This window comes from Actinacidiphila sp. DG2A-62 (assembly GCF_035825295.1).
GTDB lineage: Bacteria > Actinomycetota > Actinomycetes > Streptomycetales > Streptomycetaceae > Actinacidiphila.
Window position 1 is genome coordinate 5,531,394 of sequence record NZ_JAYMGI010000002.1, and the last position, 13,771, is coordinate 5,545,164.

14 protein-coding genes are annotated in these 13,771 nt (G+C 74.0%); 4 read left to right on the top strand and 10 right to left on the bottom strand.

Features of this window, described 5'->3' with window-relative positions; all coding sequences use genetic code 11:
• Nucleotides 1–85: 85 nt before the first annotated feature.
• The 5 genes from VSR01_RS24905 to VSR01_RS24925 form a co-directional block, all read right to left on the bottom strand.
• A complete protein-coding gene (locus VSR01_RS24905; RefSeq protein WP_326451351.1) occupies nucleotides 86–1,384 on the bottom strand; it encodes a S53 family peptidase in 1,299 nt (432 codons plus the stop codon).
• Nucleotides 1,381–3,729 (bottom strand): hypothetical protein, encoded by a 2,349-nt coding sequence (locus tag VSR01_RS24910; protein WP_326451352.1) that lies wholly within the window; start codon nucleotides 3,727–3,729, stop codon nucleotides 1,381–1,383. The genes VSR01_RS24905 and VSR01_RS24910 overlap by 4 nt, the downstream gene beginning before the upstream one ends.
• A 272-nt stretch (nucleotides 3,730–4,001) precedes the next feature.
• A complete protein-coding gene (locus tag VSR01_RS24915) occupies nucleotides 4,002–4,286 on the bottom strand; it encodes a helix-turn-helix domain-containing protein (protein ID WP_326451353.1) in 285 nt (94 codons plus the stop codon).
• A complete protein-coding gene (locus VSR01_RS24920) occupies nucleotides 4,283–4,741 on the bottom strand; it encodes a hypothetical protein (RefSeq protein WP_326451354.1) in 459 nt (152 codons plus the stop codon). Before VSR01_RS24920 ends, VSR01_RS24915 begins: the two co-directional genes overlap by 4 nt.
• A 136-nt stretch (nucleotides 4,742–4,877) precedes the next feature.
• Nucleotides 4,878–5,306, bottom strand: a complete 429-nt coding sequence (locus tag VSR01_RS24925; RefSeq protein WP_326451355.1) for an ATP-binding protein — start codon at nucleotides 5,304–5,306, stop codon at nucleotides 4,878–4,880.
• A gap of 182 nt (nucleotides 5,307–5,488) precedes the next feature.
• On the opposite strand from VSR01_RS24925, the gene VSR01_RS24930 reads away from it, so the two are divergent.
• From VSR01_RS24930 to VSR01_RS24940, 3 genes are all read left to right on the top strand, one after another.
• Entirely contained in the window at nucleotides 5,489–6,277 is a 789-nt protein-coding gene (locus VSR01_RS24930) for a helix-turn-helix domain-containing protein (protein WP_326451356.1), read from the top strand.
• Nucleotides 6,253–6,468 carry a DUF397 domain-containing protein gene (locus tag VSR01_RS24935; RefSeq protein WP_326451357.1) on the top strand — a complete coding sequence of 72 codons (216 nt, stop codon included), beginning with the start codon at nucleotides 6,253–6,255 and terminating at the stop codon, nucleotides 6,466–6,468. Before VSR01_RS24930 ends, VSR01_RS24935 begins: the two co-directional genes overlap by 25 nt.
• Nucleotides 6,469–6,635: 167 nt before the next feature.
• A complete protein-coding gene (locus VSR01_RS24940) occupies nucleotides 6,636–6,917 on the top strand; it encodes a DUF397 domain-containing protein (RefSeq protein ID WP_326451358.1) in 282 nt (93 codons plus the stop codon).
• 39 nt (nucleotides 6,918–6,956) lie between these two features.
• Here VSR01_RS24940 and VSR01_RS24945 read toward each other — a convergent pair whose 3' ends face one another.
• Nucleotides 6,957–7,922: an NADP-dependent oxidoreductase gene (locus VSR01_RS24945; protein WP_326451359.1), complete on the bottom strand. Its 966-nt coding sequence runs from the start codon at nucleotides 7,920–7,922 to the stop codon at nucleotides 6,957–6,959.
• 92 nt (nucleotides 7,923–8,014) lie between these two features.
• Between VSR01_RS24945 and VSR01_RS24950 the strand changes: the two genes are divergently transcribed.
• Complete coding sequence (locus VSR01_RS24950; protein WP_326451360.1) at nucleotides 8,015–8,614, top strand: TetR/AcrR family transcriptional regulator; 600 nt, start codon at nucleotides 8,015–8,017, stop codon at nucleotides 8,612–8,614.
• A 5-nt stretch (nucleotides 8,615–8,619) separates the two neighbouring features.
• Here VSR01_RS24950 and VSR01_RS24955 read toward each other — a convergent pair whose 3' ends face one another.
• The 4 genes from VSR01_RS24955 to VSR01_RS24970 all read right to left on the bottom strand — a co-directional run bounded on the left by VSR01_RS24955 (nucleotide 8,620) and on the right by VSR01_RS24970 (nucleotide 13,694).
• Nucleotides 8,620–9,564 carry a TetR/AcrR family transcriptional regulator gene (locus VSR01_RS24955; RefSeq protein WP_326453800.1) on the bottom strand — a complete coding sequence of 315 codons (945 nt, stop codon included), beginning with the start codon at nucleotides 9,562–9,564 and terminating at the stop codon, nucleotides 8,620–8,622.
• A 19-nt stretch (nucleotides 9,565–9,583) separates the two neighbouring features.
• Entirely contained in the window at nucleotides 9,584–10,357 is a 774-nt protein-coding gene (locus tag VSR01_RS37925; RefSeq protein WP_442785533.1) for a thiol-disulfide oxidoreductase DCC family protein, read from the bottom strand.
• 1 nt (nucleotide 10,358) lies between these two features.
• Nucleotides 10,359–10,769 carry a hypothetical protein gene (locus tag VSR01_RS24965; protein WP_326451361.1) on the bottom strand — a complete coding sequence of 137 codons (411 nt, stop codon included), beginning with the start codon at nucleotides 10,767–10,769 and terminating at the stop codon, nucleotides 10,359–10,361.
• Between the two features lie 201 nt (nucleotides 10,770–10,970).
• Nucleotides 10,971–13,694 carry an MMPL family transporter gene (locus VSR01_RS24970; RefSeq protein ID WP_442785704.1) on the bottom strand — a complete coding sequence of 908 codons (2,724 nt, stop codon included), beginning with the start codon at nucleotides 13,692–13,694 and terminating at the stop codon, nucleotides 10,971–10,973.
• Nucleotides 13,695–13,771 lie beyond the last annotated feature (77 nt).

A 13,771-nucleotide genomic window follows, 5' to 3' on the forward strand; every position in this document is an offset into this window, starting at 1 on the left:
CCGCCGCGGACCCCGCCGCGGACCCCGCCGTGGACGCCGCCCCGGACGTCGTCGCCGATGCCACCGCCCCAGGACGCCAGACTGTCTAGAACGCCCCGAGTCCGTTCGGGGTGCCGTTGCCGGTCGGGCCGTCGTAGCCGGGGACCGCGGTGCACAGGTAGTCGCCGCCGCAGTCGTTCTGGCTGACGTTGTCGCCGCCGACCACGTCGTTGAGCTGCCCGGCGTGCGCGTAGAGGTACGACGCGTCGGGGAACCGCTCCGGGTGGCCGGCCAGCGCGATCACGCCCGCCACGAACGGCGCCGCCGCGCTCGTGCCGCCGACCCTGACCCAGCCGTCCTCGTCGTGCGTGTCGTAGACGGCCGGCGAGGTCCGCGGGTCGGCGACGGCGGATACGTCCGCGACCGTGCGCCCCGGGCAGTTGGGGTCGGTCTGCCACGCGGGCTTGTCCAGCCACGCCGAACAGCCGCTGCCCGCGCCGTTCCACGCGGTCTCGTGCCAGCCGCGCGCGTCGTCCGAGGGGGTCAGCGAGGTGCCGCCGACCGCGATCACGCTCGGGTAGACCGCGGGCAGGCTCGGCACCGTGTAGCCGGAGTCGCCGCCGGCCGCGACGATCGCCGCGCCGGGGTGGGCGTAGTCGGCCCGGAAGGCGTCGACGCCGGTGGCCTCGGGCGAGCCGTAGCTGTTCGACACCTCGTCCGCGCCGAGCGCCACCGCCGTGTCGACCGCGGTGGCCAGTGCGCTGATCGACGGGTCGTCGGACTCCACGAGCAGGATGCGGCACTGCGGGCAGGCCGCCGAGACCATGTCCAGGTCCAGCGAGGTCTCCAGCGCCCACCCCCAGTCCTGCGGCAGCGGGTCGGCCCTGCCGTCCTGACCGACCTTGCGGAAGCAGCCGTCGGCGGTGGTGCACGGCGGCAGGCCGTACGTCCGCCGGTACACCGCGAGGTCCGCCTCGGCGGTCGGGTCGTCGCCCGCGTCCACCACGGCCACGGTCTGGTCGGCGCCGCCAGCAGCAGGCAGGTGGTAGGCGGCCCGCAGGTCGGCCGGGCCGTAGCCGTCGGGCAGCGTCGCGTCGGCCGGGCGCCGGGCGGCGGCCCCGCGCACTCCCGGGCCGCCGTGCACGTCGGTGCGGACCTCGGCGTAGCAGCGCGCGAAGCCGGGAGCGGGGGCGCCGCAGACGTCGCGGACGGGAGCGGAGGCGGCCGGGGCGGCGGGAGAGGCCGGGGCGGCGGGGGAAGCCGGGGCGGCCGGCGCTGTGGGGGCGGCGGGGCTCGCGTGGGCCGTCGCGGCGGGCGCCAGCGCCGTCGCGGCAGGCGCCAGCGCCGTCGCCGTCACGGCGAGCGCCGCGGTCAGGATCGCGCGCAGGCGGTGGATCGCGGTCATCGGGCCTCTCCCTGCGTGCTGTCGGCACGGTCGCCGGACGTGGCGATCGTGTACGCGGCGCTGACGGTCTGGCTGAACGCGTCGCCCGCCGCGTCGCGCGCGGTGACCTTCAGCGAGGGCGACGTGCCCGCCGCGGCGACCGGGTTCGGCCACACGGCCGCGTATCTGCCGAGCGCGCCCGCGACCGCGGCCCGCTGCCAGGTCCTGCCGCCGTCGAACGACACCGAGACCGTCACCGAGGTGATCGGCGAGCGCGACCCGACGCCGTGGTAGGCGACGTGCCCGACCCGCAGGCCCATCGTCTGCAGCCGCGCGCCGGAGGTGTTGGTCAGGTCCGCGGCCAGCCGGTAGTCGACGGTGATCGCGCCGCTGACCTGACAGGGCGTCAATTCGGCGTCCTGGTAGCAGGAGTCGTCGCCGGACAGCGGGGTGCCGGTGGCGTCCGGGTCGTAGCGGACGGTCTCCTCGGTGTGCGTGACCAGGCCCTGGCTGATCCCGTAGCCGCCGGTCTGGTCGACGTCCAGGACGCCGCGGAAGACCGCGGGGGTGTGCGGCACGCCGGTGACCACCGCGCCGTAGCCCGCCTGCTCGAAGACCAGCGCGTCGTCGCGGTACAGCGCGAAGTGCGCCTTCACCGAGCCGAAGGACGAGCCGGAGTGGTCGGGCACGCTGTCGCGGAACAGCGGGAGCGCGAGGCTGACGGTGTCGCCGGAGGAGCAGGCGTCGCACAGCTGCCTGGTCGTCCACTGCCCGAGCCCCGGGACGACCGGGCCGCGCCCCCAGTCCACCGTGGCGTGCTGCCCGCCGCGGTATGTCCGCGGGTCGGCCAGCATCAGCACGGCGGTGGGGGTCAGCGCGGCCTGGAACCAGCCGCCGGTGTCGGCGGTGCCGAGGTACTCGGTGGTGACCTGGCCGCCGGGCACGAAGTAGCCGACCGAGCCGTAGCTGTGCGCCAACAGCACGGGGTCGACGGGGCCGTTCAGCAGGGTGGCGGGCAGCGCGAGCCTCGCGGCCTGCGGGTCGCTGTACATCGCGTCGCGCACGGTGGCCAGTTGGTCGGCCCGGCCGGTGAACGACTCGTCGGCCGGGATTTGCGCGGCGGGGAACGCGAGGTCGACGCGGTAATGGTCGTCCGGGTCGGGCGCGGCGCCGCCCCAGTGCACCACGTAGTGCAGGGAGCCGACGGCCGGCTCCGGCACCGGGGTCGCGTACAGCGGAAGCCCGCTGAAGGCCGTCACGCCGACGGTGATCAGGCCCTTCCCGGTGGCGTCGAAGCGCGCGACGGTGGTGTCCACGAGGTCCTGCACGGCCGGCTTCGGCGAGACCACCGTGACCTTCGAGGTGGCGGTGCGCTCGTCGACGGTGGCGTACGTGGTCCCGGTGGCGTCCTCGGGCACGGTGAAGCCGTCCAGCGCGACCTGCCGGGCCGCGGTCGCTTGGCCGTCGTCGCCGTAGTCGAAGAACGTCGCGTAGGCGGCGTAGTGGCCGGCCGGGACGGCGATCCTGGCGATGCCGCCGGAGAGGTCGACGCGGTCGGTCTCCTTGGCGGTGGAGTCGGTGTTCGTCAGGGTGATCTCGCCGTTCACCGCCTGGCCGGAGAGGTCGGTGGCGCCCAACTGGAGGATGTGCAGGGGGTAGTTCGGGTGCACGCCGGTGGTGGCCGCGGCGGTCGGCGCGCTCGGTGTGCTCAGCCGGGCGGGCAGCGGGGTGGTCCCGGCCGGGCGTCCGGCGGCGACGTCGGCGCCGATCAGCCGGCGGAGCGCGGCGGCGAAGGAGGGCGCGGAGGCGGGGGTGAGGTAGCCGGTGGCGGTACGGTCGCCGGCCGACGTCACGGTGACGCCGGCCGGCGCGACGGGAGCCGACCCGGCCGGGTAGGAGAGGGCGACGGGGATGCGCGCCGGGCCGTCCGGTCCCGAGTCGGCCGGGGCGGCGGCGGCCAGCGCCGTCACGTCGAACAGCGAACGGTCCAACTGGCCCAGGTACGGCACGGCGGCGGCCGGCACGATGTACCGGTCGCCGTCCCCCGCCTGGAAGGACTCGAACCCGGCGGTGCCCGGGGCGGGGTGGACGGCGTAGGTGGTGGCGCCGCTCGCGGAGGTGGCGACGGTGACGCGGTCGCCGGTGATCAACGTGACGGTACGGGCCGCGGGAACGGCTCGCGCGGAGTAGGGAGGTGCCGCGGCGTCCGCCGAACTCCCGCTTCCGGGTGCCGCGGTGATTTCCGCCGAACTCCCGGGCGCGGGTGCGGCGGTGACTTTCGCCGAACTCCCGTGCGCGGGCGCCGCGTCGGCCGGAACGGCGAGCGCGGTGGCGAGCAGCGCGGCGACGCCGAGCGCTCCCACCACCCCCGCGACCGGCGCGCCGCGCCGCCTCCCCCTCGCACGTAACGGTGTGCGTCGTTTCACGGGCGTACCCCCTCCGAACGCGTTCCCCAGCAGGTCCGGACCATTCAGACACCGTTGTCATGTCCCGTCAACCCCACCCGCACCCCTCCCCCCACGCGTCCCTCGGCAGGACGCGCCGGGCCCGCCCACCGCACGGCGCGATCAGCACCCAGGGTGTGCGCGGTGGACGAACTCCCGGCTGGGGCCGAAGCGTTGGTCAGATCCGCTGGGGGTCAGCGGGCCTTGCGGACGTCGCCGCCGCGGCCGCGCAGGGGGATGCCGGCCTCGGTGAGGAGGCCGTGGATGAAGGAGTACGAGCGGTGGGTTCGGGCGGCGATGGTGCGGATGGAGGCGCCGTCGCGGTAGGCGCGGACGGTGAACTGCCGTAGTACGAGCCGTTGGTGGGGGCTGAGACGGCGGCCCCGGGGGAGGGCGCCCAGGGCATCCACGGCATCGGCGCCCTCCTCCTTGTCGCCGCCGTTGGCCGCCGGGTTGGGTGGGTTGGCCGGTGTGGTCATGCCCGGCCTTCGGTCTGCCAGGAGTGGGGGCCGGGGTGGGCGGCGAAGTGGCCGCAGCTGACGCCGAGTCGGGGGGAGTGGCTGGGGCAGTCGGGGCGCAGCAGGACGGTGGTGGGGAAGTCGTCGGTCCAGCGGGTCCACAGGGCGCCGGCGTTGGCTCCGGGCAGGTGGTCGTAGACGATGGCGTAGTGCTCGCCCTCGGTGTGCTGTCCGAGGTGGCACATGAGGTCGTCGGCGACCAGGTCGGGGTCCACCTCGGGGTAGAGCACGGCCACTTCGGCCCGCATGCGCGGCGTGAGGTAGGTGGTCTCCTCGCACTGTGTCAGCGCGACGCCGTTGTCGCTCTGCGGGGACGCGCCGGTCGTGTCGGGCGCGCCGGTCGCGTCGGTCGCCGTACCGGCCGGGTCCGCGGTCTCGACTCCGCTGTCCAGGACGTGCGTTCGTGACGTGTTCACAGGTTCAGGTCACCTTCCGTGGAGTTCGTTGAGCTGCGACAGTTCGTGGAGGAGCGCGGAGAGGTGAGCCCCGCCGTCGCGAGCAGGGCGACGTAGAGCGGTCCGGCGTAGCGGCCGAGTGCGCGCAGCAGCGGCCTCACCGGGACACCTCCGCCCAGACGGTCTTGCCGGGCGCGTCGGGCCGCAGGTGAACTCCCCAGCGTCGCCGGGTCAGTTCGTCGACCAGGTGCAGGCCGCGCCCGCCGAAGTCGTCCGCCGTGGCCGGCCGCATCCGCGGCCAGCGCTCGCGGTCGGCGTCGTAGACGTCGAGCCGCACGCCGTCGCCGCCGGGCAACAGGCTGAAACGCGTCTCGACCGTCCCCGCAGGGTTCCTCGCGTGCTGCACCGCGTTGGTCATCAACTCGGACAGCACGAGCTCCGCCTCGTCCGCTAGTTCGCGCAGCGCCCAGTCCGACATCACCGTGCGCAACGCCCGCCGCGCCCGTCCCACCGACGCCGCCGCCTGCGGCCATGCACCGGTCAGAGCAGGCTGATTGCCTGCGCTGACGGCGGAAGTTGCTGCCATGACCGGAACCCCTCTTTGCACGGACTGTCGCAATGTGCTCACAGCTTGCTGCCATCCGGGTTACCGTTGCCAGAGTCCAGTCGTGGCCTACTACGCAGGGGCCATGCGGCAGCGAGTGATACGGAGGTCTGTCCGTGGATGTGAGCCGACCGAGGCGTCCTTCGGCCAGGTTGGTCCTGGCCGTGGAGTTGGCCCGCCTACGAGAAGCCGCAGGTTGGTCGCTTACCGAGCTGGCGGAGAAGACGACGTACGACCGCTCGTACCTGCTCAAGCTGGAGAAGGGCGAGAAGCTCGGCTCGCTCAACGCGATGGCGGCGCTGGACAAGGCGTACGACACCGGCCGCCACCTGCAGAATCTCTGGGAGTTGGCGAAGCAGGAGGTCGTGCCCGACCGATTCCGGAGGTTCATGGCCCTGGAAGCCCAGGCCACAGTCCGGCAGACGTACAGCGTCTCGACGGTGCCGGGACTGCTGCAGACCCAGGCGTACGCGACCGAGGTTCTGAGCCTGCAGCGCCTCACCGAGGAGGAGCTGGCCGAGCAGGTCGCGTACCGCATGAGCAGGCAGCTGCTGATCTACGGCGACTCGCCTCAGCACTTCCGGGCGCTGCTGGACGAGGCCGTGCTCAGGAGGGGGGCTCGCGACCCGAAGGTGTGGCGCGAGCAGCTCGAACGCCTCATCGAGGACGCGCAGCGCCCCAACATCACCATCCAGGTGGTGCCGTTCAGTTCCGGGCTGCACAACCTGATGGGCGGCTCCCTCACCCTGCTCTGGCTGCCGGGCGGGAAGACGGTGGCGTGGACCGAATCGTCCTATTCCGGCGACCTGTTCGAAGAGTATGCCGATGTCGAGCACCTGAAACTGTCCTACGATCTGCTGAGGGACGCCGCGCTGTCACCGGCGGCGTCGCTGGACCTGATCCGGCAAGCGATGGAGGACAGCACGTCATGCTCAGCCCCGAGCCAGACCTGAGCGTCGCCCACTGGCGCAAGTCGTCGTACAGCAATTCCGCGGGAGGCGACTGCGTCGAGGTGGCCGACGGCTTCGCCGGGGTCATCCCCGTGCGCGACTCCAAGGACCCCGAGGGCCCGGCCCTCGTCTTCGGCGCGGACGCGTGGACCGCGTTCGTCGCCGACGTGAAGGCCGGCCACTTCTCCGCCTGAACCGTCCGCGTCCCCGGGCGCGTACCGGCACATCAGCCCCCGGCGCCCACACGGCCGCCGGGGGCTTCGCCGATCCTGGCCGGTTCGCGCCCTCCCCGCGCGCCCCGGCGTTCTGCTCTCCTGGACACAGCACGCGAGCCCCCACCGACGTCCCAGGAGGCGTACCCATGCCCGACCTGACCGGCGCCCGCTGGCGCAAGTCGTCGTACAGCAACTCCGCTGGCGGCAACTGCATCGAGGTGGCCGACAACCTCCCCGGCCTCGCCCGCTGGCGCAAGTCCACCTACAGCAACTCCAATGGCGGCGACTGCGTCGAGGTGGCCGACGGCGTTGCCGGCGTGGTCCCCGTGCGCGACTCCAAGGACCCGGACGGCCCGGCCCTCGTCTTCGGCGCGGACGCGTGGACCGCCTTCATCACCGCCGTGAAGGCCGCCCATTTCCCCGCCTGACCGCGCGGGTTGCCTCGGCCCGGCCGACCGCCGCGTGGGTCACATCGTCACGACGACCTTTCCGACGTTGTGCTCGCGGGCGTACGCGACGGCCGCGCCCACCGCGTCCTCGAAGCGGTGGCGGCGGGCGATCCGGACCGACAGCTCGCCGCGTTCCGCCGCCTCCGCGACCGCGCGCATCCCGCCGAACTCGCCCTCCGTGGCCAGGAAGTACCGCAGGTCCACGTCGTCCCGGCCGAGCAGTTCCTTCGCCGGTTCGGGGTAGATGATCGTCACCAGCCGTCCGCCGGGCCGCAGTGCGGCCGCCGCCGCGGACAGCCGGTCGTGGGGCAGCGTCAGGTCGAAGACGGCGTCGACCCCCGAGGGGTAGTCCGCCGCGTCGTAGCCGATGACCTCGCCGGCGCCCAGTTCCCGCAGCACCGCGTGGTCGGCGGCGGCCCCGGTCGCGACGACCGTCGCCCCCGCGGCGGCCAGCAGCGGGAGCAGCGCGGTGCCCACGCCGCCCGAGGCGCCGATGACGAGCGCGGTCTCCCCGGGCCGGATCGCGGCGAGCGCCATGATCCCCAGCGCGGTCGACCCGGCGATCGGCAGCGCCGCGGCCTGCTCGACGGGGACGCCGGCCGGGCGGTGCGCCAGATGCGGGGTGTCGGCTTCGAACACCGCGTACTCGGCCAGCGCGCCCGTGCTCAGCGACGGGCGGCGGCCGGTCACGAAGCGCATCTGCCGGGGCAGGGCCGATCCGAAGATCTCGTCGCCCACCCGGTAGTCCGCCACCCCGGCCCCGACCTCGGTGACGGTGCCGGCGAACTCGTTGCCGGGGACGTAGGGGAACACCAGCTCGACGGCCGCGCGGTACTCGCCCGCGACCACGCGGATGTCGGTGGGGTTGATCGCGGACGCGGCGATCCTCACCTGGATCTGCCCCGGGCCGGGGCGGGGCACGTCGAGGTCGGCGATCGAGAGCTGCTCGGGCTCTCCGTAGGCGGTCGCGACAAGGGCTTTCACGGGTTCCTCCGGTAAGCGGACCAGTCGGTCAGGTTAGCTGTCACGACCGTACGCATAAACGGACCGGGCGGTCAACTTGCTAGGATCGACGGGTGAGCCCGCCCTCCCGGACCCTGCGCGCCGACGCCGCACGCAACCGCGACCTGCTGCTGGCCGCGGCCGAGGCCGAGTTCGCCGAGCGGGGGCCGGACGCCTCGGTCGCCGACATCGCGCGCCGGGCCGGGGTGGGCAAGGGCACCGTGTTCCGCCACTTCGCCACCAAGGACGACCTGATCGCCGCGATCGTGCGCGTCCACGTCGACGCGCTCGACGCGGTCGGCCGACGGCTGCTGGACGCGGCGGACCCCGCCGCGGGGCTGCTGGAGTTCCTCACCGCGGCCGGCGGGCAGCGGGAGCAGCGCGACCTGTCGTTCCTGCTCAACGCCGACGACGCGGGGCCGGAGGTCGTCGCGCTGCGCGAGCGGCTGTACGGCACGGTCTGCCAACTGGTCGACCGCGCGCGCGAGGCGGGCGCGGTCCGGGCGGACGTCACCGGCCATGACGTCGTGCTCCTGATGTGCGCGCCGAACCACGTCGTCAGCTTCCTGAAGGACCCGCCGCCCGACCTGTGGCGGCGCTACCTGGCGATCATCTTCGACGGCCTGCGCCCCGAGGGAGCGCACCCGCTGGCCCCACCGGCGCCGGAACTCTAGGCCCTCTAGGACTTCTTGCGGCCGCGGCCCCCGGACCGCGCGGACCGCGCGGATCGCGGTGCGCCGGACGCGGCGGGGGTGGATCTGCCTATGACGGGGAGGACGAAGTCCTGGATCAGGGACTTCGCGTCGCGGACCAGGGGGCGGAAGGCGCGGTAGCGGGTGAGGGCGATCACGCGGGCCGCCAGGGGGGTGGAGCGGCGGACGAACTCGCGGGTGCGGGCGGTGTCGGGGGTGCGGTCGAAGACCCAGTAGAGGACGACCACCATCAGGTGCAGCCAGAGGAGGTCCGGGAGCAGTTCGGCGAGTTCGGCGTCGAGCTTGGGCGCGAGGTCGGAGCCGGTGAGGACGTCGCGGAAGAGCGCCACTGCGGTCGCGCGGGCCGGGTGGGACTCGCTGGAGAACGGGCTGAGCGAGCTGTCCGGGTCGGCCGCGGTGCGGAAGAACTGCGCGGCGAACTCGTGGTAGTCCGCCGCGCAGTCCAGCCAGGACTGCAACGCGATCTCCAGCCGCCGGGCGAAGTCCCGCTCGCCCTCCATGCGGGCCGCCGCGTCCACGGCGTGCGCGTGGGTCATCACGTCGTAGAACCCCTGGATCAGGAATTCCTTCGACTCGAAGTAGTAGTAGGCGTTGCCGACCGAGACGCCCGCCTCCTTGGCGATCGCCCGCATGGTCGTCTTGTCGTAGCCGCGCTCCTCGAACAGGCGCATCGCGGTGTCCAGGATCAGCGTCCGGGTCTGCTCGCTCTTGCCGGTCTTCGGCCGCGCCCGGCCGCCCGGCAACTCCTCGGCGCCGGGGGCCGCGCCGGGGGCTGCCGCGCCGGGGGCCGCGCCGGCGGTCCCGGTCGCGCCGGTCGTCCCGGCGGTCCCGGTCGCGCCGGCCGCGCCGTTCGCGCCGGCAGCCGCGCCGGTGGCCGTCCCGCCGGCCGCGTCCGCCGCCGCCTCGCTCATGTCCTCCACGCGAGCGAGCCTAACCGGGCGGCGGGCAGCCGTCCGCGCACGTGTCGGGCCCCGCTCCCGTCCCCGCTCCCGTCCCCGGTCCGGGCCCCGGTCCCGTCCCCGGGCGCGGCGGCGGCCCCGGCGGCCCCGGAAGGCGCTGCGTCCAGCCGCCGTTGCCCTCGTAGACCCAGACCGGCGCCGGGCCGTACGGACTCGCGCCGCGCCGGCCCGCCGGCGGAGCGCCGCGGCCGGGGGCGCGGACCGCGGCGCCGTGCGGCGGCCCCCCGGCGGGCGCGGGGGCGGGGCGCTGCCACCGCGCCCAGCCGCCCTGCCCCGCCCCCGCGTCGGCCGCGTTCCCGCGCGCGCCGCGCTCGCCGCGCTCGCGCCACTTGGCCGCGGTGAGGACCGCCGCGCGGGCGAGCCTGCGGCCGGCCGGCGTGGTGAGGGTGTGCGACAAGGCGCGGTGGTCGGCCAGCGCCCACAGGCACACGATCCACGCGGAGTCGCCCTTGTAGACCTGGCCGGCGTCGCCGACGACGGTGATCTCGCGCCGGGTCGCGCCGTCGTGGTCCAGCGCCGGGAACCACTGCCGGGCGCGCTCGGAGCCGACCGGCACCAACCGCACCGGTACGAGCTGCCGCTGCGACCGCAGCCACCCCGCGACGAACGCGCACAGCCGGCAGTTCGGGTCGTACAGCACGGTCAGCCCCCGCAGCGGCGCCCGCCGCCCGGCCGGGGAACCCGCGGCTCCCCGCGAGCCCTCCGCCGCTCCCCGCGAGCCCCCCGCGGCTGTCGTCGCCGGCACCTCACACCCCCGCCGCGGCGACCTTGGTGGTCTCGTCCGGGTCGATCGGCGGGAACTGCTCGCGCTCCAGCATCCCGCGGCGCCGGAAGCGGTTGAGTGCGTAGACGTTGCCCAGGTGCATCACGCCGAGCACCAGCAGGACCACGCCCAGCTTGACCGACAGCGCCTCGAAGACCTCGCGGGCGTCGTCGATCGCGTCGCCGGTCTTCAGGTAGAGGGCGACGAAGCCCAGGTTCACCAAGTAGAAGCCGACGACCAGCAGCCGGTTCACCGCGTCGGCCAGCGGTTCGTTCCCGTGCAGGACGTCGGCCAGGAAGACCCGGCCGTTGCTGCTGAGGGTGCGGGCGACCCACACCGTCAGGCAGACGCTGATCAGCAGATACACGACATACGCGAGGACCGTCATGTCCATTGCACGTACCACCCCTTATGTTGAACGTGTTCAAAATTCTCGCTCGACACGACGGTAGACCTGTTTTTGAACATGTTCAACGTGACCTGCGGCACGGTCCGGGCACGCAGAAGGGCCCGGCTCCCTCGGGGGAGGAGGAGCCGGGCCCGGTCCTGCGGGGCAGGTGGGGGAGGGGCGGCGGCCGAGGCCGCCGTACGCGCGTCAGTCCGTGGAGTAGCTGAGCTCCAGATCCACGCTGCCGTCGCCGTCGTCGTCCCCGCCCTCGCCGATCCGCACGGTCGCGGGGAACGGCGGATACCCCATGGTCAGCAGGGTGTAGCGGCCGGGGTAGAGGTTGCCGAAGGAGTAGCCGCCGTCCTTGCCGGTGACGACCGTCGCCACCTCGTGGCCGTCGGCGTCCTTGAGCACCACCCGCGCGTCCTCGACCGGCTCGCCGTCCGCGCGGCGCACCGTGCCGGCGAGCGTGCCGGTGCCGGTGAGGCTCAGGTCGCACTCCGCGGCGGCGCCCTCGGCGGTCAGCACGCTGGCCGTCTGCGGGTGGTGACCGTCCGCGTTGGCCACCAGGACGTACGCGCCCGGGCCGGGGGTCGGCAGCAGGAACGTGCCGTCCTCGGCGGCCCGCGCCCGGCCCACCTGCCGGCCGTCGGAGGCGATCAGCGTCAGCTCCGAGCGCGGCACCGGCAGCCCGGCGACGCCCGTCACCCGGCCGCGCACCGCGGGCCCGGAGGCGAACGCGCCGCCGCCACCCGCGCCGCCCGCGCCCGTACCGCCCGCGCCCGCGGCGCCCGGCGCGGCCTCCTCCGCCGGCTCGACCGCCAGGTGCGGCAGCCGCCGGTCCAGCCAGCCCGGCAGCCACCAGTTGGAGGAGCCGAACATGTGCATCAGCGACGGCACCAGCACCGTGCGCAGGATGAACGCGTCCAGCGCCACCGCCCCGGCCAGGCCGATGCCGAACATCGCCAGCACCCGCTCGCCGCTGAGCACGAAGGCGAAGAAGACGCAGATCATGATCACCGCGGCCGAGTTGATCACCCGGCTGGTCTCGGCGAGGCCGACCCGCACCGCCCGCGCGTTGTCCTTGGTGTGCACCCACTCCTCGTGCATCCGGCTGACCAGGAATACCTGGTAGTCCATCGACAGGCCGAAGAGCAGCGAGAGCATGATCACCGGCAGGAAGGCGTCGATCGGCCCGGCCCGGCCGGCCAGGGAGCCGCCCCAGCCGAACTGGAAGACCGCGACCAGCACGCCGAACGACGCGGCCGCCGCGACCAGGTTCATCACCGCCGCGGTGAGCGGCACCACCAGGCTGCGGAAGGCGAACAGCAGCAGCACGAAGCCCAGCGCGATGATCACGCCGATGAACAGCGGCAGCTTGCCGTAGAGCACCGACGCGAAGTCCTCGAAGATCGCCGTCTGCCCGCCGACGTAGGCGTGCATCGTGGTGCCCTGCTCGGCGGCCGGCACCACGTCGTCGCGCAGGTGGTCGATGAGGTCCGAGGTGCCCTTGTCCTGCGGCGAGGTGGTCGGCACCGCGTTGACGAACGCGATGTCGCCGGCGTCCTTCAGCGGCACCTGGGCGGCGTAGGCGATGCCGGGCGTCGACTTCAGCGTGGTGACCAGCCGGGTGACCGCGGCCTTGTCGCCCGCGGTCGGCGCCTCGGCGAGGATCGTCAGCGGGCCGTTGAAGCCGGGCCCGAAGCCGTCCGCCAGCATGTCGTACGCCTTGCGGGTGGTGGTCGTCGTCGGGTTGTTGCCCTGGTCGGAGGAGCCGAGCCGCAGCGACAGCGCCGGGATGGCCAGCACCGCCATGACGATCACCGCGACCGCGGCCAGCGGGCGGGTGTGCCGCTGCAGGAAGGACGACCAGCGGGCCGCGGCGCCCGGCGCGCCGGTCGTCTTCGGGTCGCCGGCCGCCAGCTTGCGGCGCTGGCGGCGGCTGAGCACCCGCATGCCGAGCGCGCCGAGCATCGCCGGCAGCAGCGTGGAGGCCGCGGCGACCGTGATGACGACGGTGAGCGCGGCGGCGACCGCCACGCCGTTGAGGAAGGTCAGCCGCAGCGTGAACATGCCCAGCAGCGCGATGCAGACCGTGCCGCCGGCGAACAGCACCGCGCGTCCGGAGGTGTTGAGCGAGGAGACCGCGGCCTCCTCGGGCGTCTTCCCGGCCAGGATGCCCTTGCGGTGCCGGGTGACGATGAACAGCGCGTAGTCGATGCCGACGCCGATGCCGACCAGGCTCGCCAGCTGCGGGGAGAAGTCCGCCACGTTCATGGCGTGGCTGAGCAGGATGATCGCCGACGACGCGATGCCGACGCCGAACAGCGCGGTCAGGATCGGCAGCAGCATGCCGAACAGCGAGCCCAGCGCGAGGAAGAGCACCACGGCCGCGGCGGCGATGCCGACGCCCTCGGCCAGCCCCGGCAGCGGCTGCTCGGCCTGCGCCGGCTTGTTGCCGCCGACCTCGACGTGCAGGCCCGGCGCCCGCGCCTCGTGCGCGGTGTCGATCAGCAGCGTCGCCTGGTCGTTGGTCATGTCGTTGCCGAGCTTGGTGTACGTCACCTGCGCGTACGCCGTGCGGCCGTCCTTGCTGACCTGCGCGGCGCCCGCGGGGTCGTACGGGCTGACGACGGTGCCCACGTCCGGCTGCTCGGCGATCTTCGCCAGCACCGGGGTGATCCGCCGGCGCACCGACGCGTCGCGCACCGAGCCGGAGTCGACGTGCCACACCACGGTGTCGGCCTCGCCGGAGCGCGCGGGGATCGCCTTGTCCATCAGGTCGAGCACCTTGCTCGACTCGGTCCCCTTCAGGGAGAACGCGTTGGAGTAGGCGTCGCCGGCCGCGCGGCTCGCGCCGCCCACACCGAGCAGCGCCACGACCCACAGGGCGATCACCCACCACTTGTGTCGGAAACACCATCGCGCCACTGCGGCCACGGTCACATCCCCCATCGTTCGGGCACTGCACACGGGTCGGGTACGTCGGACAACACCCTCAGCCTCTG